Annotated in this window: 17 protein-coding genes; 9 read left to right on the forward strand and 8 right to left on the reverse strand. The window is 66.7% G+C overall.

Annotated features, from left to right (window positions below):
• Positions 1 to 6 precede the first annotated feature (6 nt).
• Together SFB74_RS10220 and psrA are read right to left on the reverse strand one after the other, a co-directional pair.
• Positions 7 to 1,317 carry an MFS transporter gene (locus tag SFB74_RS10220; RefSeq protein WP_432730695.1) on the reverse strand — a complete coding sequence of 437 codons (1,311 nt, stop codon included), beginning with the start codon at positions 1,315 to 1,317 and terminating at the stop codon, positions 7 to 9.
• Between the two features lie 89 nt (positions 1,318 to 1,406).
• Positions 1,407 to 2,498: an iron-containing alcohol dehydrogenase PsrA gene (psrA, locus tag SFB74_RS10225; protein ID WP_432730696.1), complete on the reverse strand. Its 1,092-nt coding sequence runs from the start codon at positions 2,496 to 2,498 to the stop codon at positions 1,407 to 1,409.
• A 255-nt stretch (positions 2,499 to 2,753) separates the two neighbouring features.
• Between psrA and SFB74_RS10230 the strand changes: the two genes are divergently transcribed.
• The 5 genes from SFB74_RS10230 to SFB74_RS10250 all read left to right on the forward strand — a co-directional run bounded on the left by SFB74_RS10230 (position 2,754) and on the right by SFB74_RS10250 (position 8,980).
• On the forward strand, positions 2,754 to 3,620 hold the full coding sequence (locus SFB74_RS10230) for a LysR substrate-binding domain-containing protein (RefSeq protein ID WP_432730697.1): 867 nt from the start codon (positions 2,754 to 2,756) through the stop codon (positions 3,618 to 3,620).
• Positions 3,621 to 3,768: 148 nt separating this feature from the next.
• Entirely contained in the window at positions 3,769 to 5,592 is a 1,824-nt protein-coding gene (locus SFB74_RS10235; protein ID WP_432730698.1) for an FAD-dependent oxidoreductase, read from the forward strand.
• Positions 5,589 to 7,442: a 2-oxoacid:acceptor oxidoreductase subunit alpha gene (locus SFB74_RS10240; RefSeq protein WP_432730699.1), complete on the forward strand. Its 1,854-nt coding sequence runs from the start codon at positions 5,589 to 5,591 to the stop codon at positions 7,440 to 7,442. The genes SFB74_RS10235 and SFB74_RS10240 overlap by 4 nt, the downstream gene beginning before the upstream one ends.
• Positions 7,439 to 8,494: a 2-oxoacid:ferredoxin oxidoreductase subunit beta gene (locus SFB74_RS10245; RefSeq protein WP_432730701.1), complete on the forward strand. Its 1,056-nt coding sequence runs from the start codon at positions 7,439 to 7,441 to the stop codon at positions 8,492 to 8,494. The genes SFB74_RS10240 and SFB74_RS10245 overlap by 4 nt, the downstream gene beginning before the upstream one ends.
• Before the next feature lie 48 nt (positions 8,495 to 8,542).
• Positions 8,543 to 8,980, forward strand: coding sequence for a CBS domain-containing protein (locus SFB74_RS10250; RefSeq protein ID WP_432730702.1), 438 nt, complete (start codon positions 8,543 to 8,545; stop codon positions 8,978 to 8,980).
• Between the two features lie 18 nt (positions 8,981 to 8,998).
• Here the strand turns inward: SFB74_RS10250 and SFB74_RS10255 are convergent, their stop codons facing one another.
• A complete protein-coding gene (locus SFB74_RS10255; RefSeq protein WP_432730703.1) occupies positions 8,999 to 9,688 on the reverse strand; it encodes a GntR family transcriptional regulator in 690 nt (229 codons plus the stop codon).
• A 113-nt stretch (positions 9,689 to 9,801) separates the two neighbouring features.
• On the opposite strand from SFB74_RS10255, the gene araD reads away from it, so the two are divergent.
• The 4 genes from araD to SFB74_RS10275 are packed head-to-tail and all read left to right on the forward strand — an operon-like array spanning position 9,802 to position 14,447.
• Positions 9,802 to 11,532 carry an L-arabinonate dehydratase gene (araD, locus tag SFB74_RS10260; RefSeq protein WP_432730704.1) on the forward strand — a complete coding sequence of 577 codons (1,731 nt, stop codon included), beginning with the start codon at positions 9,802 to 9,804 and terminating at the stop codon, positions 11,530 to 11,532.
• A gap of 43 nt (positions 11,533 to 11,575) precedes the next feature.
• Positions 11,576 to 12,286: a ribonuclease activity regulator RraA gene (locus SFB74_RS10265; protein WP_432730705.1), complete on the forward strand. Its 711-nt coding sequence runs from the start codon at positions 11,576 to 11,578 to the stop codon at positions 12,284 to 12,286.
• Between the two features lie 36 nt (positions 12,287 to 12,322).
• Positions 12,323 to 13,303, forward strand: coding sequence for a Bug family tripartite tricarboxylate transporter substrate binding protein (locus SFB74_RS10270; protein WP_432730706.1), 981 nt, complete (start codon positions 12,323 to 12,325; stop codon positions 13,301 to 13,303).
• Between the two features lie 37 nt (positions 13,304 to 13,340).
• Positions 13,341 to 14,447, forward strand: coding sequence for an SMP-30/gluconolactonase/LRE family protein (locus tag SFB74_RS10275; protein ID WP_432730707.1), 1,107 nt, complete (start codon positions 13,341 to 13,343; stop codon positions 14,445 to 14,447).
• 32 nt (positions 14,448 to 14,479) lie between these two features.
• Here SFB74_RS10275 and SFB74_RS10280 read toward each other — a convergent pair whose 3' ends face one another.
• The 5 genes from SFB74_RS10280 to SFB74_RS10300 form a co-directional block, all read right to left on the reverse strand.
• Positions 14,480 to 15,997 carry a phospholipase D-like domain-containing protein gene (locus SFB74_RS10280; RefSeq protein ID WP_432730708.1) on the reverse strand — a complete coding sequence of 506 codons (1,518 nt, stop codon included), beginning with the start codon at positions 15,995 to 15,997 and terminating at the stop codon, positions 14,480 to 14,482.
• Between the two features lie 27 nt (positions 15,998 to 16,024).
• Positions 16,025 to 17,548 (reverse strand): hypothetical protein, encoded by a 1,524-nt coding sequence (locus SFB74_RS10285; protein ID WP_432730710.1) that lies wholly within the window; start codon positions 17,546 to 17,548, stop codon positions 16,025 to 16,027.
• Positions 17,549 to 17,654: 106 nt separating this feature from the next.
• On the reverse strand, positions 17,655 to 19,064 hold the full coding sequence (locus tag SFB74_RS10290) for a hypothetical protein (RefSeq protein WP_432730711.1): 1,410 nt from the start codon (positions 19,062 to 19,064) through the stop codon (positions 17,655 to 17,657).
• A gap of 59 nt (positions 19,065 to 19,123) precedes the next feature.
• Positions 19,124 to 20,359 carry a type VI secretion system protein TssA gene (gene tssA, locus SFB74_RS10295; protein ID WP_432730712.1) on the reverse strand — a complete coding sequence of 412 codons (1,236 nt, stop codon included), beginning with the start codon at positions 20,357 to 20,359 and terminating at the stop codon, positions 19,124 to 19,126.
• Positions 20,359 to 24,423 (reverse strand): type VI secretion system protein, encoded by a 4,065-nt coding sequence (locus SFB74_RS10300; RefSeq protein WP_432730713.1) that lies wholly within the window; start codon positions 24,421 to 24,423, stop codon positions 20,359 to 20,361. Before SFB74_RS10300 ends, tssA begins: the two co-directional genes overlap by 1 nt.
• Positions 24,424 to 24,437 lie beyond the last annotated feature (14 nt).

Raw genomic sequence — 24,437 nt, forward strand, 5'->3', positions numbered from 1 at the left:
CCCGCCTCAGCGCCGGATGAAGACCGCGATGGCGGCGCTGATGAGGCAACTGGTCGCGACGATCGGGAAGACCATCGACGTGCTGCCCGAGTGGTCCAGCAGCCGGCCGATCAACGGTTCGCCCAGGCCCGCCAGCAGGTAGGAGAAGAAGTTCATGACGCCGGTGGCCGTGCCCGAGCGCTTGGCTCCCACGAGGTCGGGGCACAGGGCCCAGAAGGAGGAGGCTGGGCCGTAGACGAAGAAGCCCGCGAGAAAGAGCAGCGCCAGGCCGGCGATGCTCGTGGGCGTGAGGTACATGCCGATGGAGGCGGCCGCGCCCAGCAGCATGTAGAGCACGATGGCCTTGTAGCGCTTCGAGCCGAAGACGCGGTCGGAGATCCAGCCGTTGGTGAGCGCGCCGAAGGCCATGCCCACGGGCAGAGCCACCGAGATCCAGGCCGGATCGATCATGCCGTCGGCCATCTTGCTCCAGTCCTTGCCGAGGAAGTGCACCGGCACCCAGACGATCAGCCCGTAGCGCGCCGCGTTCTGGAAGCCGATGGCGAGCGCGGCGATGAGCAGCCTCGGGTTGCAAAGCACGGCCTTGTAGCGGCTCCACGAGCTTTCTTCGGGTGCGACGTGGCTCGCGGTGGCGGCCTTCGCGTCTTCCGCGTTGGCGATGCCGGTGTCGGGCGACTTGAAGCCCAGGTCCTCGGGGCGTTCCCGGGCGATCAGGTAGAACGCGATGCCGCCCACCAGCATCAGCAGCACGGGCAGCCTGAAGATCCAGCGCCAGTCCAGGTGCAGCACGTTGACGACGATGATGGAGGTGACGAACGAGAGGATCGACGCGCACCCGGCCGCGAAGGTGTAGAAGCCGAACACCTTGCCGCGCTCGCCGGTGCCCCACCAGTTCGACAGCAGTCGGCTGCCCGGCGCCCAGCCGAGCGCCTGGAAGTAGCCGTTGACGCCCCATGGAATCGCGAGCGTCCTGAAGCCGACGGCGAAGCTCACCACCCAGTTGGCCGCGCACGAAAGGATTGCGCCCGCGGTCATCACGCGACGGCCGCCGAACTTGTCGGCGAGGTTGCCGTTGATCGCCTGGCCGATGGCGTAGCACCACAGAAGGCTGGCCGAGGCCCAGCCCAGCACTTCCTTCGACAGCCCGAATTCCTTCTGCAGGCCCGGAATGGCGAAGCCGAAAGTCTGCCGGCCGGTGTAGAAGAAGAGATAGCAGAACATGGCGGCCAGCAGCATTCGCCACTGCGCGCGCCGGAATGAAAGCTCATGGGGCTGCGCGTACGCGCCGGCCTGCAAACCCTGGTTCGCCAATTGCATGTTTGTCTCCTGTGCTTGACGGGCGTGGACCCGTGGGGCCGGCTGTGGCGCCGGCGTTGTTTTTCTCGAGGCTTTGCGGCTCCGGCCGGCTAGGCCGACACCGCGCCGATGAAGTTCCTGCCGCGCGCTCCTTCCATGGCGCGCGCGATCATGGCCGTGGCCTCGGCGTCCGCCACGCCGTAGTCCGCGAACTCGGTCTTCACGCCCAGCCCCTGCAGGAAGCCGCGCAGATGCAGGGCACCGGCGCGCAGGTCGGGACCGAAGAGGCGCTGCAGCGTGCGGTCGCGATCAGGGGAGCGCGCCCATGCCTTCTCCAGCACGATGGGCAGCGTGAACGAGCAGGCGATGCCGTGAGGCAGGCCGTAGCGCAGCGTCATCTCGTACGAGATCGAATGGGCCAGCGCCGTCTTCGTGTTGGAGAACGCGAGCCCGGCCTTGAGCGCGGCCATCGCCATGCGCTCGCGCAGTTCGATGCTGCGCAGGTCTTTCACCAGGGCCGGCAGGCATTCGAAGATGTCCTGCACGGCCGAGACGGCGAAGGTGTCGGAGACCGGGTTCGCATTCACGTTCCACACCGACTCCAGCGCATGGGACAGCGCATCGAGCCCGGTCGACACGGTGGTTCCCGCCGGCACCGAGAGCATCAGCTCGGGGTCGACGATGGCGGCCTCGGGCCAGGTGGCCTCCAGGTGCAGCGAATACTTCTTCTGCCGGGCTGCGTCCCAGATCGTCGCCCAGGGCGTCACCTCGCTGCCGGTGCCGGCCGTCGTCGGCACGGCGATCAGCGGCTTGACGCTCGCGGGCTCGAAGGACTTGCCCGCCGACAGCAGCTCGACCAGTTCGTCGAAGCGGCCGCTGGCCGTGCCCACCATCAGCGCCTTGGCTGTGTCGATGGCGCTGCCGCCACCGACTGCCACGATCGCGTCGCAGGCATCGGGCGACTGCCAGAAGCGGTCGTACAGGGCGCTCAGGTGCGCCACGTCGGGGTTGGGCCGCACGTCGTCGATCACCTCGACCAGCGAGCCGGGCAGGAGCTTCTCGAGGCGCTCGACCAGCCCGAGCTCGCGTGCCTCGGGAAAGGTGACGACAGCGACGCGGCGGCCGGCGAGTATCGACGGGAGCCGTTCAAGGCTGCCTCGGCCGCTGTGGATGGATACGGGGTTGCGATATGCGTGGGGCATCGGGTTTGTCTCGTGTCGGCGGTTGTTTCGGTGGCTTCTCTTTTCGCTGCTTCTGCATCGCGCTGTGCCGCGCGTTTCTTTCTTGGTGAAGGCAGTGTCGAAGCGGCCCGAAGTTCCGTCCAATCGCATTTCCGGTGTGCGCCTGGTCGAAAACCGATGGATGAACGCCCCGCGCCGGCATCGCGACCCGGGGAAAGCGCCCATTCGCGCGCGGGCGCGCCTGTGAGAGGCTGCACGCCCCCGGGGCCCGAATCCATGTTCCACCAGTACTACAAATCGATCAGATGCTTTCACGCCGTGGCGAAGACCGGCGGCTTCACCTCGGCGGCGCAATACCTGCACATCGGGCAGCCGACGGTGACCGACCAGGTCAAGTCGCTGGAGACACGCTTCAACGTGGAGCTCTTCCTGCGCAGCGGCCGCAGCGTGAAGCTCACGGCGGCGGGCGAGCGGCTCTATGCCATCACGCAGGGCCTGTTCGGGCAGGAAGAGGAGGCCATGCTCTTCCTGCAGAGCGCGCGCAAGCTCAAGGTGGGGCTGGTGCGCGTCGGCGCGGTGTCGCCGCCCATCGCGATGGAGCTGGCGCGCAACTTCAAGGAAGCGCATCCGTCGCTGGACATCACGGTGTCGATCGGGTCGGAGGAGTCCACCCTGCAGGGCCTGCAGGACTTCAGCATCGACGTCGGCATCGTCGTCGATCCGGCCGGGGCCGAGGGCCTGCATGTCGAGCCCTACCGCACGGAGCGCATCGTCGCGGTGGTGCCCGAGGGCCACGCATGGACGAAGCGCAAGTCCATCTCCACTCGCGACATCGAAGGCGAGACGGTCATCATGCGCGAGCCCGGCTCCAAGACCCGGCATCGCGTCGAGCGCGCCTGCCGGCAGCAGGACGTGAACCTGCACTGCGCAATGGAGATCAACAGCCGCGAGGCCATCCAGCACGCGGTGGCCAACGGAATGGGCGTTTCCTTCGTCACGCAGGTGGAGTTCATCCCGCTGCCGGGACTCGTGGCTGTTGCCATCGACGACGACCAGCTGTCGATCAGCTATTCGTTGTGCTGCCTCTCCATCCGCAGGGAACGGCCGCTGATCGATGCCCTGTTCGCGGTCGCGCTCGGATGAGCCCCGGGTGAACCTCCGGGCTGGGCCCGGTGGCTGCGGGATTCCACCAAGCTTGCGCTCCAGCCTGAGCGGCGCATACTCCGCCAAAAGCGCCACAAGCCACTCGTCGGCCCCTCCGGGGTTCCGGGCGACAGCCAGGAGACACGCGTTGCAGCGAACGAACATTGCCAACCCGGCCTACTTCCACAAGGTCGTCGATTGCCAGTACGCCTGCCCGGCGCACACTCCCGTCCCCGAGTACATACGCATGATCGCGCAGCGCCGATACGGCGACGCGTACATGGTCAACTGGGTTTCCAACGTCTTCCCCGGCATCCTCGGGCGCACCTGCGACAGGCCCTGCGAGCCGGCCTGCCGGCGCGGACGTGTGGAAGAAAGCAATACAGAGGCCCCGGAGCCGGTGGCTATCTGCAGGCTCAAGCGCGTGGCCGCCGACATGAAGGAGGACGTGCGCGCCCGCATGCCCAAGCCCGTGCCGAAGAACGGCAAGCGCGTCGCCTGTATCGGCGCAGGGCCGGCCTCGCTCACCGTCGCGCGCGACCTGGCGCCCCTGGGCTACGAGGTCACGGTGTTCGACGGCGAGGCCAAGCCCGGCGGCTTCATCCGCACGCAGATTCCGCGCTTCCGGCTGCCCGAGTCGATCATCGACGAGGAGACGGGCTACGTGCTCGACCTGGGCGCCGAGTTCCGCGGCGGCGAGCGCATCGATTCGATGAAGGCGCTGATGGGGCAGGGCTGGGACGCGATCTTCGTCGGCTGCGGCGCGCCGCGCGGTCGCGACCTCGACATTCCGGGTCGCCAGGAAGCGGCCGCGAGCATCCACATCGGCATCGACTGGCTGAGCTCGGTGTCCTTCGGCCATGTGAGCAGCATCGGCCAGCGCGTGATCGTGCTGGGCGGCGGCAACACGGCGATGGACTGCTGCCGCTCGGCCCGGCGCCTGGGCGGCAGCGACGTGAAGGTCATCGTGCGAAGCGGCTTCGAGGAGATGAAGGCCTCGCCCTGGGAGAAGGAAGACGCCGCGCACGAGGGCATTCCGATCATCAACTTCCACGTGCCCAAGGCCTTCGTGCACGACAACGGCAAGCTCGTGGGCATGCGCTTCGAGATCGTGAAGGCGGTCTACGACGACAAGGGCCGTCGCACGCTGCAGCCCACGGGCGAGCCCGATGCGTACTTCGAGTGCGATGAGGTGCTGGTGGCGGTGGGCCAGGAGAACTCCTTTCCCTGGATCGAGCGCGACTGCGGCATCGACTTCGACAAGTGGGGCCTGCCGGTGCTGGACGCGAACACCTTCCAGTCGTCGGTGTCCAACGTGTTCTTCGGCGGCGACGCGGCCTTCGGCCCGAAGAACATCATCTCCGCCGTGGCCCACGGCCACGAGGCCGCGGTGTCCATCGACAAGCTGCTGCGCGCGGAGCCTATCGAAGTGCGTCCGCCGCCGATGACCAACCTGGTGTCGCAGAAGATGGGCATCCACGAGTGGAGCTACGACAACGACACCTCCAACGACCTGCGCTACAAGGTGCCGTGGGCCAAGGCCGAGGCGGCGCTGGCCAGCATCCGCGTGGAGGTGGAACTGGGCTTCGACGCCGCCACCGCCTTCAAGGAGGCAGCGCGCTGCCTGAACTGCGACGTGCAGACGGTGTTCAACGAGCCCGCCTGCATCGAGTGCGACGCCTGCGTGGACATCTGCCCGATGGACTGCATCAACTTCGTCGACAACGGCGAGGAGGAGGGCCTGCGTTCGCGGCTCAAGGCGCCAGCGCTGAACCTGGCGCAGGACCTGTACGTGTCGGGTGGGTTGAAAACGGGCCGCGTGATGGTGAAGGACGAGGACGTCTGCCTGCATTGCGGCCTGTGTGCCGAGCGCTGCCCGACCGGTGCCTGGGACATGCAGAAGTTCCTGCTGAAGATGACGCTCGCGGGTCAGGAGAAGGGCCAGGAGCAAGTCCGGAAGGAGCCCGCATGAGCACGAAACGGATCGAGGCGGTCAACGACTTCGTCATCAAGTTCGCCAACGTCAACGGCTCGGGCTCGGCCTCGGCCAACGAGCTCTTCGCCAAGGCCATCCTGCGCATGGGCGTGCCGGTGAGCCCGCGCAACATCTTCCCCAGCAACATCCAGGGCCTGCCGACCTGGTACGAGGTGCGCGTGACCGAGCAAGGCCACCTGGGCCGGCGTGGCGGCACCGACATGATGGTGGCGATGAACCCGCAGACGTGGGACGCCGACATCGCCGAACTGGAGCCCGGCGGCTATCTCTTCTACGACAGCACGCGGCCGCTGCCGCCCTCGAAGTTCCGCGACGACATCCGCGTGATCGGCATGCCGCTCACCGAGATCTGCAACGCCGTCTACCAGGACCCGCGCCAGCGGCAGCTGTTCAAGAACATCGTCTACGTGGGCGCGCTGGCCATCCTGCTGGGCATCGAGCCCGAGGTGGTCGAGAAGCTCTTCGGCGAGCAGTACAAGGGCAAGGAGAAGCTGCTCGCCTCCAACGTGCAGGCGCTGCACCTGGGCTGCGACTTCGCGCGCGAGAACCTGCGCGAGCCCGTGGGCCTGAAGGTGCGGCGCGCCGACCGCGTGGGAAACAGCATCTTCGTGGACGGCAACAGCGCGGCGGCGCTGGGCTGCGTGTACGGCGGCGCGACAGTGGCGGCGTGGTATCCGATTACGCCTTCGTCCTCGGTGGCAGAGGCCTTCCAGAAGTACTGCACCAAGTTCCGCGTGGACCAGTCCACGGGCCAGCACCGCTTCGCCATCGTGCAGGCGGAGGACGAGCTCGCATCGATCGGCGTGGTGGTCGGCGCCGGCTGGAACGGCGCGCGGGCCTTCACCGCGACATCGGGGCCGGGCATTTCGTTGATGACGGAGTTCATCGGGCTGGCCTACTTCGCGGAGATTCCGGTCACGCTCATCAACGTGCAGCGTGGCGGTCCTTCCACCGGCATGCCCACGCGCACGCAGCAGGCCGACATCCTCTGCTGCGCCTATGCGTCGCACGGCGACACCAAGCATGTGCTGCTCTTTCCCGAGGACCCGCACGAGTGCTTCGAGCATGCGGCTGCCGCGCTGGACCTGGCCGACAGGCTGCAGACGCCGGTGTTCGTGATGACCGACCTGGACATCGGCATGAACCAGCGCCTGTGCAAGCCCTTCGAGTGGGACGACAGCAAGGCCTACGACCGCGGCAAGGTCATGAGTGCCGAAGAGCTGGAGGCCGGCCGCGACTTCGGCCGCTACAAGGACGTGGACGGCGACGGCATTCCGTGGCGCACGCTGCCGGGCACGCATCCGACCAAGGGCAGCTACTTCACGCGCGGCACGACGCGCGATGCCTACGCGCGCTATTCGGAGCGCGGGCCGGACTACATCTACAACATGGAGCGGCTGCTGAAGAAGTTCGCGACCGCGGCCACGCTGGTGCCGCAGCCGGTGCTGAAGCCTGCTGCCCGGAAGACCGACCTGGGCGTGATCTATTTCGGCTCGACCAGCCCCTCGATGCACGAGGCGCTGCAGGAGTTGGAAGAGCGCGGCATCCATCTCGACGCGATGCGGCTGCGGGCATTTCCGTTTCCCGACAGCGTGGTGCAGTTCCTTGCGCAACATTCGCGCGTGTTCGTGGTCGAGCAGAACCGCGACGCGCAGATGCGCAGCCTGCTGGTCAACGAGCTGGATGCCGATCCGGCGAAGCTGGTGCGGGTGCTGCACTTCGACGGCACGCCCATCACCGCGCGCTTCATCGTCCAGGCGATCGACACGCATGTCGGCAAGACGGCGCATGCGCCAGGCAACACCGGTGCGAAGGAGCCCGCATGACCTACCTCGCCAAGCCCAGGCTGCGGCATCCGACGCTGGCCACCAACAAGGTCGGCTACACGCGGCGCGACTACGAAGGAAAGATTTCCACGCTGTGCGCGGGATGCGGGCATGACTCGATCTCTGCCTCCATCATCGAGGCCTGCTGGGAACTCGACATCGAGCCGCATCGCGTGGCGAAGCTCTCGGGCATAGGCTGCAGCTCGAAGACGCCGGACTACTTTCTCGGCGCATCGCACGGCTTCAACACCGTGCATGGCCGCATGCCCAGCGTGCTGACCGGCGCCAACCTCGCCAACCGCGACCTGCTGTATCTCGGTGTCTCCGGTGACGGCGATTCGGCCTCCATCGGCCTGGGCCAGTTCGCGCATGCGATGCGGCGCGGCGTGCGCATGGCCTACATCGTGGAGAACAACGGTGTCTACGGCCTCACCAAGGGCCAGTTCTCGGCGACCGCCGACCAGGGCTCGAAGAGCAAGAAGGGCGTGGTCAACACCGACAGCCCGGTGGACCTGGTCGCCATGGCGCTGCAGCTCGGCGCGAGCTACGTGGGTCGGGGCTTCTCGGGCAACAAGGCGCAGCTGGTGCCGCTCATCAAGGGAGCGATCAGCCATGGCGGCTCGGCCTTCATCGACGTGATCAGCCCCTGCGTGGCCTTCAACAACCATCCGGGCAGCACCAAGAGCTACGACTACATCCGCGAGCACAACGAGGCGGTGAGCCGCATCGACTTCATCAGCGGACGGGAGGAGATCGCCGTGGACATGGAGCCCGGCGAGGTGATGGACGTGCGCCAGCACGACGGCACGCTGCTGCGCCTGCGAAGCCTGCACCCGGACTACGACCCGGGCGACCGCTTCGCCGCCATGGCCTACATGCAGCGTCATCACGAGATGGGCGAGGTGGTCACGGGGCTGCTCTACGTCGACCCGCTGGCCACCGACCTGCACACGGCACTCAACACCTGCGACCGGCCGCTCAATGCATTGGGGCCGGAACAGCTGTGCCCCGGCGCCCAGGCGCTGGAGCGGCTCAACGCCTCCTTGCGCTGAGCAACGGCCGGCGGCACCATTCAGAGTTCGACTCACGGAGGGCGCATCATGTCCGAGCGCACCGTTTTCCAATCGATTTCGCGCAAGCACGTGCTCAGCGTGGCTCCCCAGGCCACGGTACGTGACGCCGCATGCGTGATGACGCGCGCCAACTGCGGCAGCGTGCTCGTCATGGAACTGCCCGACACGCTGCTGGGCATACTGACCGAGCGCGACCTCATGACCCGCGTGCTCGCCAAGGGGCTCGACCCCGACGGCACGGCGGTGCGCGAGGTGATGACGCCCAACCCGATCTGCGTGCCGCCGGAGACGCTGGTGTCGGACGCCGTGGTGCTGATGCTGGAGCGCGGCTTTCGCCATCTGCCGCTGGTGGCGGGAGCGAAGGTGCTGGGTGTGTTCTCGGTGCGCGACGCGCTGCCGAGGGAGATCGGCGCGGCGGTGAGTTTGAGCGAGTTCAGGGAGCAGGTGAACGACGCGCTGGGGTGAAGGGGCAGAGAAGCCCTTTCAGGCAATCACGTAGTCGGGATACTGCTTGCAGATCTCGTTCACGGCACTGAGCGTGCCCGACAGATGCTTGCGCACCGCGGCCTGGGCTGCGTCCGGGTCCTTCGCCTCGATCGCGCGCGTGATGGCGCGATGGTCGCGCAGGATCGCCTCTGTCTTGCCGGCGGTGGGCAGGTGCAGGCGGCGCAGGCGGTCGACGTGGCCGGAGACGCGGCCCACAAGGTCCCAGAGGCCCAGCACGCCGCCGGCTTCGTACATCAGGCGATGGAACGTGCGGTCTGCGTTGACGAAGTCGCCGTAGCGCTGCGAGGTTGCCAGCGCTGCTTGCTGGGCGATGACGCCTTTCAGCTGGTCGACAAGGCCCGGTGATTCTTCGACGGCCAGCTGGTGCACCAGTTCCAGCTCGATGGAGCGCCGCAGGAAGTGCGCTTCGCGCGCCGCGGAGATGTCGATTCGGCTGACCAGCGTCGCGTGCTGAGGGAACACGTCCACCAGTCCTTCCTCGTTGAGCCGAAGCAGGGCCTCGCGCACGGGCGTCTGGCTCACGCCGAAACGGTCGGCGAGCTCCTGCCGCTGCAGCACGGTTCCGGGAACGAGCTCGAGCGCGAGGATGGCTTCGCGCAGTTTCTCCAGCACCTGCGGCGCGGCAAGGCGGGTGCGGTCAAGTCGGATCTTCGGGGAGGCGCTCATCGCGGGCGATTGTGTCATTGACGCACTAATATACTAGTGTTTTAATTCGATGGACGACGCCGGCGAAGGTCGGCAAGGCCGCACCTTTCACGCAGCGGCCATGGAGACAACCCTTGACGAAACGCACCTACGAATCCCTTCGCAGCGCCCGCTGGTTCGCGCCTGACGATTTCCGCTCCTTCGGCCACCGCTCGCGCGTGCTGCAGATGGGCTACAGCTACGCCGACTGGATGGGCAAGCCCGTCATCGCCATCGTCAACACCTGGAGCGACGCCAACCAGTGCCACTCGCATTTCAAGCAGCGCGTGGAAGACGTGAAGCGCGGCGTGCTGCAGGCGGGAGGCTTCCCGCTCGAGCTGCCTGCAATCTCGCTTTCGGAAAGCATGGTCAAGCCCACGACCATGCTCTATCGCAACTTCCTCGCGATGGAAACCGAAGAACTGCTGCGCAGCCATCCGATCGATGGCGCCGTGCTGATGGGCGGCTGCGACAAGACCACGCCCGGCCTCACGATGGGCGCGCTCAGCATGGGCATTCCCTTCATCTACCTGCCGGCCGGCCCCATGCTGCGCGGCAACTGGAAGGGCAAGGTGCTCGGCTCGGGCTCCGACGCCTTCAAATACTGGGACGAGCGCCGTGCCGGCCGCCTTGGCGAGCAGGCATGGGCCGAGATGGAAGCCGGCATTGCCCGCAGCCACGGCACCTGCATGACCATGGGCACGGCCGCCACCATGATGGGCATCGCCGAGGCGGTGGGCCTGACGCTACCGGGCGCATCGAGCATTCCTGCGGCCGATGCCAACCACATCCGCATGAGCGCCGACTGCGGCCGCCGCATCGTCGAGATGGTGTGGGAAGACCTCACGCCCGCGAAGATGCTCACCCGAGCCAACTTCGAGAACGGCATCGCCTGCGCGATGGCCATGGGCTGCAGCACCAACGCCGTCATCCACCTGATCGCGATGTCGCGCCGCGCCGGCCACGCGGTGAGCCTCGAAGACTTCGATGCCTTCAGCCGCCGCGTGCCTGTCATCGCCAACATCCGGCCCAGCGGCGATGCCTACCTGATGGAAGACTTCTTCTATGCGGGCGGCCTGCCCGCAATGCTGGAGCGCATCCGCGGCCACCTGCGCACCGACGCGCTCACTGTCAACGGCCGCAGCATCGGCGAGAACATCGAAGGCGCCGAGGTCTACAACGACGACGTGATCCGGCCGCTGTCGAACCCCATCTACGCCGAAGGCGCGCTGGCCGTGCTGCGCGGCAACCTCGCGCCCGACGGCGTGATCATCAAGCCCAGCGCCTGCGCGCCGCACCTGTTGAAGCACACCGGCCGTGCGCTGGTGTTCGACGACTACCCGTCGCTCAAGAAGGCGGTGGAAGACCCGGAACTCGACGTGACGGGCGAAGACATCCTCGTGCTGCGCAATGCCGGCCCGCGCGGCGCCGGCATGCCCGAGTGGGGCATGCTGCCCATTCCGACCAAGCTGCTGAAGCAGGGCGTGAAGGACATGCTGCGTCTCTCCGATGCACGCATGAGCGGCACCAGCTACGGCGGCTGCCTGCTGCACTGCTCGCCCGAAGCGGCCATCGGCGGGCCGCTCGCACTGGTGCAGACGGGCGACCGCATCACGGTCGACGTGCCCGCGCGTCGCATCCACCTCGAGATCGACGACGAAGAACTCGCACGCCGCAAGGCCGCATGGACACCTCCGCCGCCTCGCTACGAACGCGGCTACGGCTGGATGTTCGGCCGCCACATCAGGCAGGCCGACGAAGGCTGCGACTTCGACTTCCTCGAGACCAGCTTCGGCAAGCCGGTGCCCGAGCCCGACATCTTCTGACCCGTCCTTCAACCCGACTTCATCTCGACAACGGAGACCACACGTGAATCCCGCCACCCGCGAGCAGCTCATGAAGGTGAGCACCGCCACCCTTTGTACGGCCCTGTTCAAGCGCGGCCTGCGCCACCAGTTCATCCAGGATGTGCGTCCGCTCAACCCCGGCTTGCCCAACATGGTGGGCGAGGCCTTCACGCTGCGCTACATGCCGGCGCGTGAAGACCTGAACCAGATCAGCGTCTTCCTCGACCGCGACCATCCGCAGCGCAAGGCCGTGGAGCAGTGCCCCGAGGGCGCGGTGCTCGTCATCGACAGTCGCAAGGACGCGCGCGCCGCATCGGCCGGCGGCATCCTCGTCACCCGGCTCATGAAGCGCGGCGTGGCCGGTGTGGTCACCGACGGGGGCTTTCGCGACAGCCCCGACATCGCGAAGCTCGGCTTTTCCGCCTACCACCAGCGCCCCAGCGCGCCCACCAACCTCACGCTGCACCAGGCCATCGACATCAACGTGCCCATCGGCTGCGGCGACGCGCCCGTGTTCCCCGGCGATGTGATCGTGGGCGACGCCGAGGGCGTGATCGTGATCCCGGCCCACATGGCCGACGAGATCGCCGCCGAGGCCACCGAGATGACTGCCTTCGAAGACTTCGTGCAGGAGAAGGTGCTCGAAGGCCGCTCCATCCTCGGCCTCTATCCGCCCACCGAGGAGCAGAGCCGCACCGACTTCGCGGCGTGGCGCCAGGCCAACGGCCGCTGAGCCCGCATCGACAACAGAAATCCAAGGAGACAAGACATGCGTTTCATCCGCCTCGCCGCGGCGCTGCTTTCGGCTGCGCTCGTTCCGCTGGCCGCGCCGGCCCAGACAACCGAATGGCCCGCCGCCAAGCCGATCGTGTACGTCGTGCCGTTCACTCCCGGTGGCTCCACCGACATCGTCGGCCGCACGCTGGCACAGAAGCTCGGCGAGAGCCTCAAGCAGTCGGTGGTGGTCGACAACAAGCCCGGCCAGGCCGGTGGCATTGGTGCCGCCTACGTGGCCAAGGCCGCGCCCGACGGCTACACGCTCTTCGGCGGAACCATCAGCACGCACGCCATCAACGCCAGCCTCTACAAGAAGCTCTCCTACGACCCGATGAAGGACTTCGAGCCCGTATCGCTGGTCGCGCGCCTGCCCAACGTGCTCATCGTCAACAGCCAGCTCGGCGTGAATTCGGTGGCCGAGCTCGTCGCGCTGCTGAAGAAGGACGAGAGCAAGCGCACCTTCGCTTCGTCGGGCTCCGGCACTTCGACGCACCTCGCGGGCGAGATGTTCGCCGACCTCATCGGCGTGAAGCTCACCCATGTGCCGTACAAGGGAACGCCTCCGGCATTGACCGACGTGGCCGCGGGGCAGGTGCCCTTCATGTTCGACCAGGTGACGGCAGCGCTGCCGCTGGTCAAGAGCGGCAAGCTCAAGCTGCTGGCGGTAACCACCGCCAAGCGCATCGCCCTGGTGCCCGACCTGCCGACCATGATCGAGTCGGGCATCCCGGGCTTCGAGATGTCGTCCTGGCAAGCGGTGTACGCGCCCAAGGGCACGCCCAAGCCGATCGTGCAGCGCCTCAATGCCGAGATCGTGAAGGCGCTGCACCAGCCCGACGTGCAGGCCAAGCTCTCCGGCCAGCTCGCGATGGAACTCGTGGGCAGCACGCCCGAGGAGCTGCGCGATCACATGGCCAGGGAGATTCCACGCTGGGCCGAGCTGGTGAAGAAGTCGGGTGCGGTGGCCGACTGACCGGGCATCCTCGAACAACCATCCAAGGAGACATCCGATGCAGAACAAGACCGACAACGAACGGCGCCGATTCCTGAAGACGGCCGCGGGCGTCGGCACCGCCGCTCTCACCGGAATTGCCGGTGCGCAATCCTTCGACTTCAAGCCCAGCCAGCGCTACCCCGATCCGGCGGTGCTGATCCTCGACCCGAGCTTCACCAGGTACCGGCTCTATAGCAGCACGCTGGAGCAACTCGGGTCCGGCATGCGCTGGGCCGAGGGCCCCGTGTACTTTCCCGAGCATGGCTACCTGCTGCTGAGCGACATCCCGAACAACCGGCTCATGAAGTACGACGAGAAGACCGGCAAGTTCAGCGTGCACAAGACAGGCGTCAACTACGCCAACGGCAACACCCGCGACCGCCAGGGCCGGCTCGTCACCTGCGAGCACTCGGTGACGCGACGCGTGGTTCGCACCGAGAAGGACGGCCGCACCACCGTGCTGGCCGACAACTACCAGGGCAAGCGCCTCAACGCGCCGAACGACATCGTCGTGAAGTCCGACGAGACGGTCTGGTTCACCGACCCCACCTTCGGCATCAACGGCGAATGGGAGGGCAGCAGGGCAGCCTCCGAGCAGGCAACGACGAACGTCTATCGCATCGCAACGGACGGCAAGCTCACCGCGGTCATCACCGACCTCGTCAACCCGAACGGCATCGCGTTCTCGCCCGACGAGAAGAAGCTCTACGTCGTCGAGTGGAAGGGAACGCCCAACCGAAGCATCTGGAGCTACGACGTGTCACAGGACGGCACGAGCGTCTCGAACAAGACCAAGCTCATCGACGCCGATGGCCCAGGCTCGCTCGACGGCTTCCGCGTCGACCGCGACGGCAACCTCTGGTGCGGCTGGGGTCATTCAGGCGCCATCGCGTCCGAGCCCACCGACGTCGGCGGCGGTATGAAGGCCTACCTGCCCACCGGCAAGTCGGAGGAAATGGACGGCGTGAAGGTCTTCAACCCGCAGGGCAAGCCCATCGGCTTCATCCGCCTGCCCGAGCGCTGCGCGAACCTGGAGTTCGGCGGGCCCAAGCGCAACCGGCTCTACATGGCGAGCAGCCATTCGCTTTATGCGCTGTATGTGGAGGCGCACGGGGCGGTGTGAGCGGGGCGGCGGCGTGCGGCGCCCTCGGCATATCAGTACTTTCTCGGGACCAGCACCTTGGTGGTACCGCCTTTGCGTGTGTTCTGGTGGTGCTCCATCAGTTCGTCGTAGACGGTGGGAAGGTCCAGGCAGAGAAAATTCTCGGCATTGATGTTGGCGATCACGCTGACAGTGGCGCCAGCGCTGCCCAGAAGCGTGCGCTTCACTCCGTTGTGAAGGGTTGCAAGAATCAGCTTGTCGTGTTGCAGCCGCTCCTGTCCGCCCACCACTGTCACGGGCGTCTGAACATAGACCTTGCCGCCGCTTCGCATCAGCTGCGAGGCGGCGGCCTGTACGAATCCGTATTTGTCGTAGGCCGCCTCGTCTAGGAAGACTTCCACTTCCGCGCCTTCTTTCGCCATCCAGCACAGAAAAGGCACGACGCTGTAGTCGTCGTCGCGGCCGGCAGTGCTCACAAGGAATTGCCGCACTGTGATCTTCACCGCATCCCGCAGGTTTTCCACGATGAAGTCGCTGATGTTGATGGTGGGCGCGAAGGCGGCTTGCACGCGGACGGATTTGCTGTTGTATTGCGCGAGCTGCTGGCCGAAGGCCTGCCAATCCTCCGAGTCGACGGAGTAGGGGGTGCTCAGCAGCTGGAAGTAGCGCTGGTAGAGCGGTGCAAGCTTGGCGCTGCGGATGTAGATGCAGCTCTCGAAGTTGCCGCCGTCCATGGCGGAGAAGCTCACGTTGGGCGAGCCGGTGACGATGCCGTCGTTGTCCAGTATCCAGAACTTGTTGTGCATCAGCCCCGTCTGCGTGTGCCCGCCGGGCAGCTTGAGTTTCAAGCTGCCGAACTGGGTGACGGTCTCGCTTTCGTAGTCGAGGAGGGCGGGCTCCTCGCGCTTGCGCGCCAACTCCCGGATTTCCGCGTATTTGTAGATGAAGGTCGGATCCTGGGAGGCCCTGAGCAACTGTTCCTGCAGCTTCGGGTTCGGCGTGCCCAGCTTGAGCGTGAGCTTGATCTTGTGCTTGACGATGTATGCCAGGATGCTGCCCCCGTCGCCGGGGCTGATCGGCATGAACTTGTCTACCGCCAGCGAAAGGTTCCTCGTGGTCGCAAGAAGGCCCAGTATCTGGCTCTTCATCGTGAGGCCCGATCCCGAGCCGAATCCTCGTGCATCGTCCACGTAGCGCCGCAGCACGATGACGGCTGCCTGATGCCAGCGCCTGCATACCCGTGCGAGCAGGCCGACGCTGCGTTCGTCGAACAACTCGAAGAGCTGAACAAGAATGTCGCTCAATAGAAGCGGATGCGGCGGCATCGCGACCGTCAGTGCCTTGCCCGACGGCGTCGGAGTCGGGATCGTAGCCTTGCTCGGTGGCTTCGACGTTGTCGCCTTGCCGATAGGGACCACTGTGCGCACCACCGGCTGGCTAGAAGAGGGCACCGTTGCCGTGACCTCCTGGCGCAGGGCGGTGCCCTTGCAGTGAGGGCATGTCTTCACTGCGACCCACGCGTTCTCTGTGGTTCGTCCGCAGATTGGGTTGAGGCAGGTATAGCGCGCCATGATGTCCAGGGTTGAGTACGAGCGCTCTCAGAGCGCAATCACATCCGCAATCGGCTTGTTGGCCTTGAAGCACGACAGCGCCTCCATCTGCTTCCACGCCTGCAACTGCGTGAAGTTCGTCTGGTACTCGATGTAGCAGGCTGTCAGCGCCTCGTCGATGATCTTGTCGGCCCGCTCGAAGAGGATCTGGTTGTCCTCCAGGTCGCGGAAGTAGGTGCGCCAGGTGTCGCGCTCCTTCGATTGCCCCAGCAGCGTGAGATAGGCGCTGTAGTAGAGCGAGTTGAACGCCCGCCCGATGTTGTCCTGGTACACGGTGAATTCGCCGCCGCCGCCCGCGCCCACGCCGACCGTCAGGTCTGCCTCGATGCCCAGCTTGGAGCCGCCGAACGCCGACGATTCGAACTCCAGCGAGAAGGATGCGCCCACGCCCGCCGACAGCGATCCCTTGGCCGTGCCCTTGATGATGTCGTAGCCGCACATGCGCACCGAGAGCGACGCCTCGCCCTTGATGCGCGCACCGGCGAAGGCCTCGGCGTCCACCTTGAACTTCACGCCGTCGACCGTGGCGTTGAATTCGACCTCGGCCTTGGCCATCGCGCCCGCGAATGCCTCGGCGCTGGCTTCGATCAGGAAGATGTCGGACACGTCGATCTTCGCGTCGAGCTTGATCTTCACGCCCACCATCGCCTCGACGCTCGCCTTGGCCGTCACGCCCTTGCCGCGCTCGTAGCTTGCTTCCGCCTCGGCGCTGGCCGATGCGCCGGCGAATGCCTCGGCCTTGAACTCGGCGCGCAGCCCGGTGATCTCGATCACGCATTCGCCCGTGGCACGCACGCCGTAGCCCACGGAGGCCTCGGCCTTCACGGCTTTCTTGAATTCCTCGTCGGTCCAGGTCACCTTGCTGAACTTGCCGTTCTCGCCACCGCGCATGAGACCGGTCTCGACCGTGCCACTGGTCTGCAGCCATGGACGCGGATCGCCGAACTTGATCTTGGTGAGGTCCTTGCACAGCACATCGAGAAAGAGCCGCACCTTGGCCGGCTCGTTGTTGCCCATGTACTGCAGCGAGAGCGACACGTCGTCGAGGTGTTCACCGCCGTTGCGCAGGCCGTCCATCCAGAACTTGAGCAACTGCTTCTTGCGCACGATGAGATCGCGGCGCACCGCGTTCACGGCCATCTTGTCGGCGACCGTCGCGAGCTCGTTGGGCAGGCGCAGGATGGGCATGTCCAGCAGGCTGCCGAACTGCCGCTTGTACTCGGCGTTGAAGTCGTTCATCTTCTGCAGCACCAGGGCGGGCTCGGGCGAATGCGTGCCGCGCGTGAGCTTCTCCAGCATCTGCTTGTAGACGTAGAGAAACTGCAGGAACTCCTGCGCGAGCGCCTTGCGCTCCTTGCTGGAAGGGCCGCCGATCACCTTGCCCAGCAGCTTGAGCCAGGCCTTGGTCCTGGTGTTGAACTCGCCGCTGGGCAACTCGGCCCAGACGACTTCGTACTTGTACGTGAACTTGGCGCTCGCGAGCGCGTTGAACAGGGGAGCGGAGGTGGCCATTGTGACGTTGTCGGGAAAGAGCTTGAGAAGGGAGCGACATGCAGGCGTCGTGCTGCAAGCCGGTGGCGGGAAATCGTGATTGAGGTTGCTGCTCCTGCCCCGCTGGTCAGCGGGCGAAGCCGACAGGCTGTGTGTCCGGGAACTCGAAGAAACTCCGGGTTTCCTTGAAGTCCTTGTACGTGTCAGGAACCGCATCGAACCTGCGTGTCGCTTCAGCCGCACTCGCGAAGAGATAGAACTTGTACCAACGTTGGTTGCGCCGGTACGACAGCGTCTCCTCGTCCAGCCAGCCAGTGAGGCCCTGTGTCTTCCATGCACCTTCGACAGCCTTGAAAGTCGCCGAGCCGTTCTCGTCTGTGCCCGGATGCGAGATCGCTACGACTTTCTTGCCCAGGTCCTTGAAACGGATGGCCGCGAGTGGCACGCTTGCACGGATCAGTACTTCGCGTGTTCTGATGACGTCGCGCGCGGCTAGGTGCTGTTCCTCGGCAAGCTCCCTCTGGGCTGCATTCTGGTGAGTTGAACTGAACGGGGTCAGCAGTGCGTCTGCTGTGGTGCTGAAATGATGAAGTGCGTCTGGCGTGTGGAGGTCGTAGATGTTCTGTCCTGGAACAAATGCGAGGTCGATGAGAACCTTGCCGAAGACGCTCCTGAACTCCTCGCCACGGGTCGAGTAGACAGTGCGCGAGGTGGTGGTTGCCGATATGAAACGCTTGTACCAGCCGCGCGTGTGACTCAGGATCTGCTGGTCGAGACTCAGCACTGAACCTTCTTCAACATCGTGTCTGCCATTGGCGCCTTCCTTGCGAATCTCCAGGTCGGAAGCCGATGTACCGCTGCCGGCAGCTCGCAGGGCTGAATTGGTGGCGAGTTGAAGCGAGTCATCCTGGTTGAGCCCTCGGGCAACATATCTTCTGATGAAGTGCTGGGCTCCATCTCGCTGATACCCGATGTAATGCTGGTGAGGCTTCGTGCGCTTGACGTAGATGGTGTTCACCACATCAGGCGGCTGGGGAGTGAGCAATTCGAACCTGTCATTGCCGCGGTAGACATTGCCGATGACGACTGGAGCGACCGCCGTGCCTACGGTTGTCCGCGCTTGGACGAGGATGTTCCATGAATTGGTTCCGGTCGGGGTGTGGGTGAGTGCCCCTATCGAATCCAGAGCGGGACGGGGGGCGTTGTGCTGCGCCCATGAGAACGGCCAGTACCTGTCGCGGTAGTCGCTCAGAACCCGCTCTTTGAGATTGCCGACCAACTGGTCTATGGTGGCGGTGCCGATGCTCAGGTACTTCTCTTCAAAGGCAATCTGGTGCTTCTTGACATATGAGAAGTCGGACTGCCCATTTTTTTCGGACATCGCTTTCTGCAGTGCCTTGGACGCAGTTTCCGCAGCTGACTTCCTTGCTCCCTTTTGTCCGGAGAAGTAGCTTGCTACCAGCCCGCACATGTATGCGAGATGGGAGCCCGGGATTGGTGGGGCGCCGGTGGGTTCGAAGATGTACTTGTCTCGCATGGCAGGCTCCGTAGCATCGGGCTTGAAATTGGCGCTGATAGAGGTTGTCCAAGCGCGCTCTAGAGGTCCGGCCTGACGCCGATCATCGAGAAGTAGCGATTCAGGTCCCCGTCCTCGCGCAGCACTTCCTGCATCAACTGGGGCAGCGGCATGCGCCCCCAGGCCACTGCGCGGTTCACCAGATAGGGCGTCGGGCTGTGCGGCTCCTCGCGCATCAGGTAGGCGGCGGCCAGCTCCAGCAGTTGATAGGCCTCGGCGCGGCTGCCGATGCGGCCGCTGGCCAGGGGCTGCGGAAGCGTCTCCGCGGCGTGGGGGAAAGAGGGGGAAGGGGCGTCGCTCATGTGGCTGTCGTCCATCGGGGTTGTGGCGGGCGCGAAGTCGTTCTCTGCAGTCCAGTTGGCGGGCGGTGCCATCGGCAGGGCGGGCTTCACTTCGTCGCGCGGATCGCGGTCCTGCAGCAGGCTGCGCAGCGCCTGCCGCATGCGCGCGAGCATCTCCATCAGCCTCGACAGGCTGGGCGCGTCGATGCCCATGCGCTCGTCGAGCAGGGCATCGAGTTCGCGCCAGGCGTCGACGGCCAGCGCCACCTGGTCATCGAGTGCCGCCAGCGCATGCAGGTCTCGCGCGGCACGGTCGAGGATGTCCTGGCGCGACACCGTCTGCGCGCTGGGTTCCTCGGCCACTTCCTTCGCCTTCGACTTGGCGTTGCCCGCGGCAGCCGCCGCCCCAACGCCGTACTCGCTGCTCAGTGCCCGCTGCCAGTCCCCCAGGTTGATATACGGCGGAGAAAAATCCGGCCATGCCAGCAGCGGCACGCGCATCAGCAATGCCTGCGCAAGGGTGTCGTTGATCCACACGAAGGTGGCCGCGCGCATGTCGGCATCGCCGTCGTCGCCGATGCGCGGGTGCACTTCGCCCCAGTAGTCGCGCGCCAGGCCTGCGAGCAAGCGGGCCCCGGCGATCAGCCCGTCGATCGCATGGCGATGCGTCCAGGCCTCGGTGAGCCACGCGGCGACCTGCAGGTCCTTGCTGCGCCGCTGCAGCACCTCGGTGCACAGCGTCTCGACGGCGCGCCAGTCGGCCTTCTTGAGCGGGCGGGTCCATTCGCCCATCGGCAGGCTGGCGTCCTCCTCCGAGCGCGCATCTCGGATGCGGGCATGGACGGGGTCATAGCGAAGCGATGGGCCGGCGGGGCCGTCGATGGCGTCTTCCAGCGGCGCGAGAAAGGCCGCGAGGTCGGGCGCGAACGCGCTGCCGGCCTCGGCGATGTTCAGGGGAGCGAGCAGGGCGGCCATCAGGGCATGTTCCATTCGGGAGCGCGCGCGGGGAACGCGGTGGGCCAGATCAGTGCGTTCTTCTTTCCGGCGGGGCTGGCGGCGATGCGCAGGAACACGCGCGCGCGTCCTCCGTCGGGCGCTTGCGCGGCGTCGCCGGCCGACTGCGCCACCAGCGGAAACTCGAACTTCAGCAGCTGCGAGCGGCCGTCGGGCCGCTGCGCCGGGTCGCCTTCGCGCTGCCGCTGCGCCAGCGTGAACAGCGCCCACGGGTCGGCGAAGCGGAAGCTCACGGTCTGGCCGTCGGTGATGAGCGCGTGCTGCTGCGGATCGGCGCGTGCCATCAGCGGCGAGTCCTTCGCGATGCGCAGCACCAGCGCCACCGGCATGCCGTATTCCCAGCGCAGCGTGCGCGGAGCGTCGCGCAGCCTGAGCACCTGATCGCCCACCTCGAAGGACCAGTCGATGATCTTGTTGCCTTCGATCTCGGCCGTGGTGTTCGCGCGGAAGTCCACGCTCAGGTCATAGCCCGGCGAGGCGCCTTCCTCGGTCGGGAACAGCGGCTGCAGGAAGTCGCGCGCCCGGGCGAACTGCTCGGTGAAGCGGCGCGCACCCGCGCCCGGCATGCCTGCGTTGCGCACGCCTGCGTCCGCGCCGCGGTTCTCCTTCAGCGCGCGTGCCAGCGGGTCGAAGGCGCGCGCCAGGTCGTTCACATCGGCCGGGTCGGCGAGTTCGAAGGAGCGCCCCGTCGCCGGGCCGAACGGGTGGCGGCCTGCCAGCGAGCGGTTGAAGCGGGTGGAGAACTGCGTCCACAACTCCTGCTGGTCGCCGAACTGCAGCTCCTGGCAGCGCGCGAGCAATGCGCTGTAGATCTGCTGGTGACGGTCGGCGAAGTAGTCGCCGACGCGCGTCGCCGGCGCCTTGCCGGCGAGCTTGGCACCGCAGGTCTCGCGGTCGATCTCGGCACCGGTCGTGCCCAGGAACTGCTCGAGCAGCAGCAGGCTGCTGTTCGGGTTCTTGAGCCGGTAGCGCTCCAGGTCGCGGTTGATCGCCTGCCAGCGCTGCGCGAGCACCGAGCCGGCGCCCGCGCCGTCGAGCGCCGCGATGTAGGTGTCGGCCAGCTTGCCCAGCATTTCGGTGCGGCTGAACTGCTGGCCCAGGTAGGCCGCGAGCGAGCCCACGTCGGATACGCCGAAGGCCACCAGCATCGGCCCGCGTTCGCCGCGCCAGCCCTGGAAGTCGCGCCCGCGCATCGCGTACAGCTCCGACTGGTTGAAGGCCTCGTCCACGGACTCCAGGCGCTGCAGCGCATCGCGCGAGACCATCGCGCGCAGGTCTTCGGCGCGCGAGCCCGCCCCCAGTTCGTAGAGCAGCGCCTGGAGCTTGGCGAGGCGCTGGCGCGAGGCTTCGTAGGCCGAGGCCTGCGTGTCGGTGACGCGGCCGCCATCGCCCATGCCGTTCGCGGCCTCGGCGACCTGGTCGACCACCAGCTGCGCGAAATGCGCGTTCAGCGCGCCCTCGATGCCGGGGCGCAGCGTCGCCGGGAATGACTGCAGGCCTTCGCTCATGTAGCGCTTGCGGATGTCGCCGACGGCCAGTGCCTGGTCGAGCCGCGGCAGGTCCCATGCGGCCAGGCCGCGCATGCCGGCGCCCGGCAGCTCGCGATCGCGCGCGGGGGCCATGAAGGGCTGCGCGAGCAGCGCGGTGAGCGCATCGCGCAATGCGATGCGTTCGGGCGCCAGCGCGAAGCGGCCATCCTTGTCCTGCCACACCAAGCCCGGCTGCGAGCCGCCGAAGCGCAGGTTGAACTCGGCGCGGAATTTCTGGAAGGCGTCCTGCGCGCGGCCTCGCACCGCGTCGGCCGACTCCAGCCCCAGCAGCCGGTTCTGCTCGATGCGCGCGATGGTGCGGTCGTAGGAAGAGCCCAGCACCAGCACCGGCTGGCGCATCCAGCCGCCCTTGCCCGAGGCGACCAGGTCTTCCTGGTCCTTGATGGCCGCGATCACTTCACGGAAGCTGGCCGTGGTGCGCGCGAAGGTGCCGGTGCTCGCGAGCGAAGGCAGCAGCCGCGCGAGCGATTGCTCGGACACCAGCAGCTCGTTGTTGACGAAGAGCCGTGCGTCGAGTTGCGCCGTGCCCTTGTCGAGCGCGCAGCGCAGTGCCGATTGCACTGGCGCCAGCGGAATGGCCAGCGCGTTGCCTTCGGCCGCCTGGCGGAAGTAGCGCAGGTTGCGGCTCAGGTCGGCCGGCAGCTCGGCACCCAGCGCGTAGCGCACGGCCACGCGCAGGTCCTCGGCATTGCCGGTGGCGGGCTGGCGCAGGCGCTCCACCGCCTGCAGCGCGGCGTCGAGCTGCTCGACCGAGCCCAGGTAGCGCTGCAGCGCGCCGAACTCGGGCTGGTCTTCCACCAGCAGGCCGTTCTTGCGCGGCGCATCGCCGATGGTCTTGAAGCTCGGCGGCAGGCCGCAGCTCGCGCCGGTGATGAACTCGCCGGTGGCCTCGTCCTGCTCCACGCCGCTGAGCTGACTCACGCGGGCCATCAGCTCGCGCCGCAGCGTGCTCACCGCGATGTCGCCGAACTCGCGCTCGATGCGCTCGATCACGCGCTCGTTCAAGTCGTCGAAGGGCTGCCACGAGCCGGGCATGAAGAAGGAGTACGTGCCGTCGGTGCGCAGCCGCTCGTTCATGGCCAGCAGCGACAGCGCCTTGTTGCGATACCAGGCGGTCGGAATGGTCTCGCCCCGCTGCAGTGCGCGCATGCGGTATTGCGCGTCGTGCTGCAGCTGTGCGAGCGCCGACACCAGCGTCGCGTTGTGCCGGTGCAGCTGCCAGGTGGCGACCATCAGCCCGATGCCCCAGCCGCCGAGGAAGATCACCGCCGCCCAGCGCAGCGCGCGGTGCAGCACCGGGCGCGTGAGCGTCTGCGTGCGCGAGGGTCGCGTGAGGCCGTACTCCAGGAAGATCTTCTTCTCGAACAGGTCGCGCAGGAAGGCCGGCTGGCGCATGAGCTGCGCGATCAGGTCCCCGCCGATAGGCTCCAGGTCCTTGTGGCCGTAGGCATCGTGCTGGGCATCGATGGCGGCGACCGTCTGCGCCGACTCGCCGGCGTCGCCCGTGAGGTAGATGCCGCGGAAGAAGAAGGGCTCGTGGTACGCGCTCGGGCGCATCAGCTCGTCGACGTACAGCTGCAGCTGGCCGCGCAGCGCCTCGATGCGCGAGGGCAGCAGCAGCTGCGGGCCGGCGCCCTGCGGCTCCGTGCCGGTGGCGAAGAGTTCGGCCGACACGTCGGACACCGAGCGCACCACGGTGCCCACCGCCTCGTCGACCCACGCCGGCTGATAGGTCGTCGACAGGTCGTAAGGCGAAGACCAGCCCAGCATGCTCGCGCGCAGCGGCTCGGGCAGGGCGCTCGCGAAGGCGCTGAAGCCTTCGAGCTGCTCCGCGCCGGTCACCAGAACGTACACCGCGAAGCGCATCGCGAAGCGGTTCTGGGCAAGCCACAGGCGGCGGTGCGCGAGCTTGGCGCGCTTCGAAAGCTCGAGCCGCCCGTCGGTGCTGTCGTCCAGCAGCAGCGCCGCCGGAATGGTGATGACCACCGAGTCGAAGGGCCGCTGCGGCCGGTAGGCGCGGCACATGCCCAGGAACTCGTCCCACGGCTTCTCGGAGGCGTCGTCGTCATCGGGCGAGCCGAGGTACGCGCCCTGGATGTCGATGACCACGCCACGATCGAAGAAGTGCCACGAGATGCCCTGCGTGGCCGCCGCCGAGGCCGATTCGGTGCTCAGCGCGCTCGCCACGCCCGACTGTTCGATGGGCAGCTGCCGGTGGTCGTCGCCCTCGTTGAGCAGCATGATCCAAGGGATGCCGTAGCGGTCCGCGCGCGAGGCGATGTTGCCTTCGATCAGCTCGACCGCCTGGCGGAACGAACTGCGCAGCGAGTCGAAGCGGATGCGCGCGACCTTCGGGTCGCTCGACGGCTTGGCGTGCGAGCGCCGCGCCGCGAAGTACAGCACCATGCCGAGCACGAGCAGCACCACCAGCGTCAGCACCGCGATGGAAATGAGGAAGAGCTGGTCCGTCAGCATCGCGACGACCTCCG

This window comes from Variovorax xiamenensis (assembly GCF_050916385.1).
Classification (GTDB): domain Bacteria; phylum Pseudomonadota; class Gammaproteobacteria; order Burkholderiales; family Burkholderiaceae_C; genus Variovorax.

Coding starts and splice junctions, on each gene's coding strand:
- SFB74_RS10285 (WP_432730710.1), bottom strand. CDS start 17,548: ATGGCCACCTCCGCTCCCCTGTTCAACGCGCTCGCGAGCGCCAAGTTC.
- SFB74_RS10240 (WP_432730699.1), top strand. CDS start 5,589: ATGAGCACGAAACGGATCGAGGCGGTCAACGACTTCGTCATCAAGTTC.
- SFB74_RS10290 (WP_432730711.1), bottom strand. CDS start 19,064: ATGCGAGACAAGTACATCTTCGAACCCACCGGCGCCCCACCAATCCCG.
- SFB74_RS10300 (WP_432730713.1), bottom strand. CDS start 24,423: ATGCTGACGGACCAGCTCTTCCTCATTTCCATCGCGGTGCTGACGCTG.
- SFB74_RS10275 (WP_432730707.1), top strand. CDS start 13,341: ATGCAGAACAAGACCGACAACGAACGGCGCCGATTCCTGAAGACGGCC.
- SFB74_RS10220 (WP_432730695.1), bottom strand. CDS start 1,317: ATGCAATTGGCGAACCAGGGTTTGCAGGCCGGCGCGTACGCGCAGCCC.
- SFB74_RS10255 (WP_432730703.1), bottom strand. CDS start 9,688: ATGAGCGCCTCCCCGAAGATCCGACTTGACCGCACCCGCCTTGCCGCG.
- psrA (WP_432730696.1), bottom strand. CDS start 2,498: ATGCCCCACGCATATCGCAACCCCGTATCCATCCACAGCGGCCGAGGC.
- SFB74_RS10230 (WP_432730697.1), top strand. CDS start 2,754: ATGTTCCACCAGTACTACAAATCGATCAGATGCTTTCACGCCGTGGCG.
- SFB74_RS10270 (WP_432730706.1), top strand. CDS start 12,323: ATGCGTTTCATCCGCCTCGCCGCGGCGCTGCTTTCGGCTGCGCTCGTT.
- tssA (WP_432730712.1), bottom strand. CDS start 20,359: ATGGCCGCCCTGCTCGCTCCCCTGAACATCGCCGAGGCCGGCAGCGCG.
- SFB74_RS10245 (WP_432730701.1), top strand. CDS start 7,439: ATGACCTACCTCGCCAAGCCCAGGCTGCGGCATCCGACGCTGGCCACC.
- SFB74_RS10250 (WP_432730702.1), top strand. CDS start 8,543: ATGTCCGAGCGCACCGTTTTCCAATCGATTTCGCGCAAGCACGTGCTC.
- SFB74_RS10280 (WP_432730708.1), bottom strand. CDS start 15,997: ATGGCGCGCTATACCTGCCTCAACCCAATCTGCGGACGAACCACAGAG.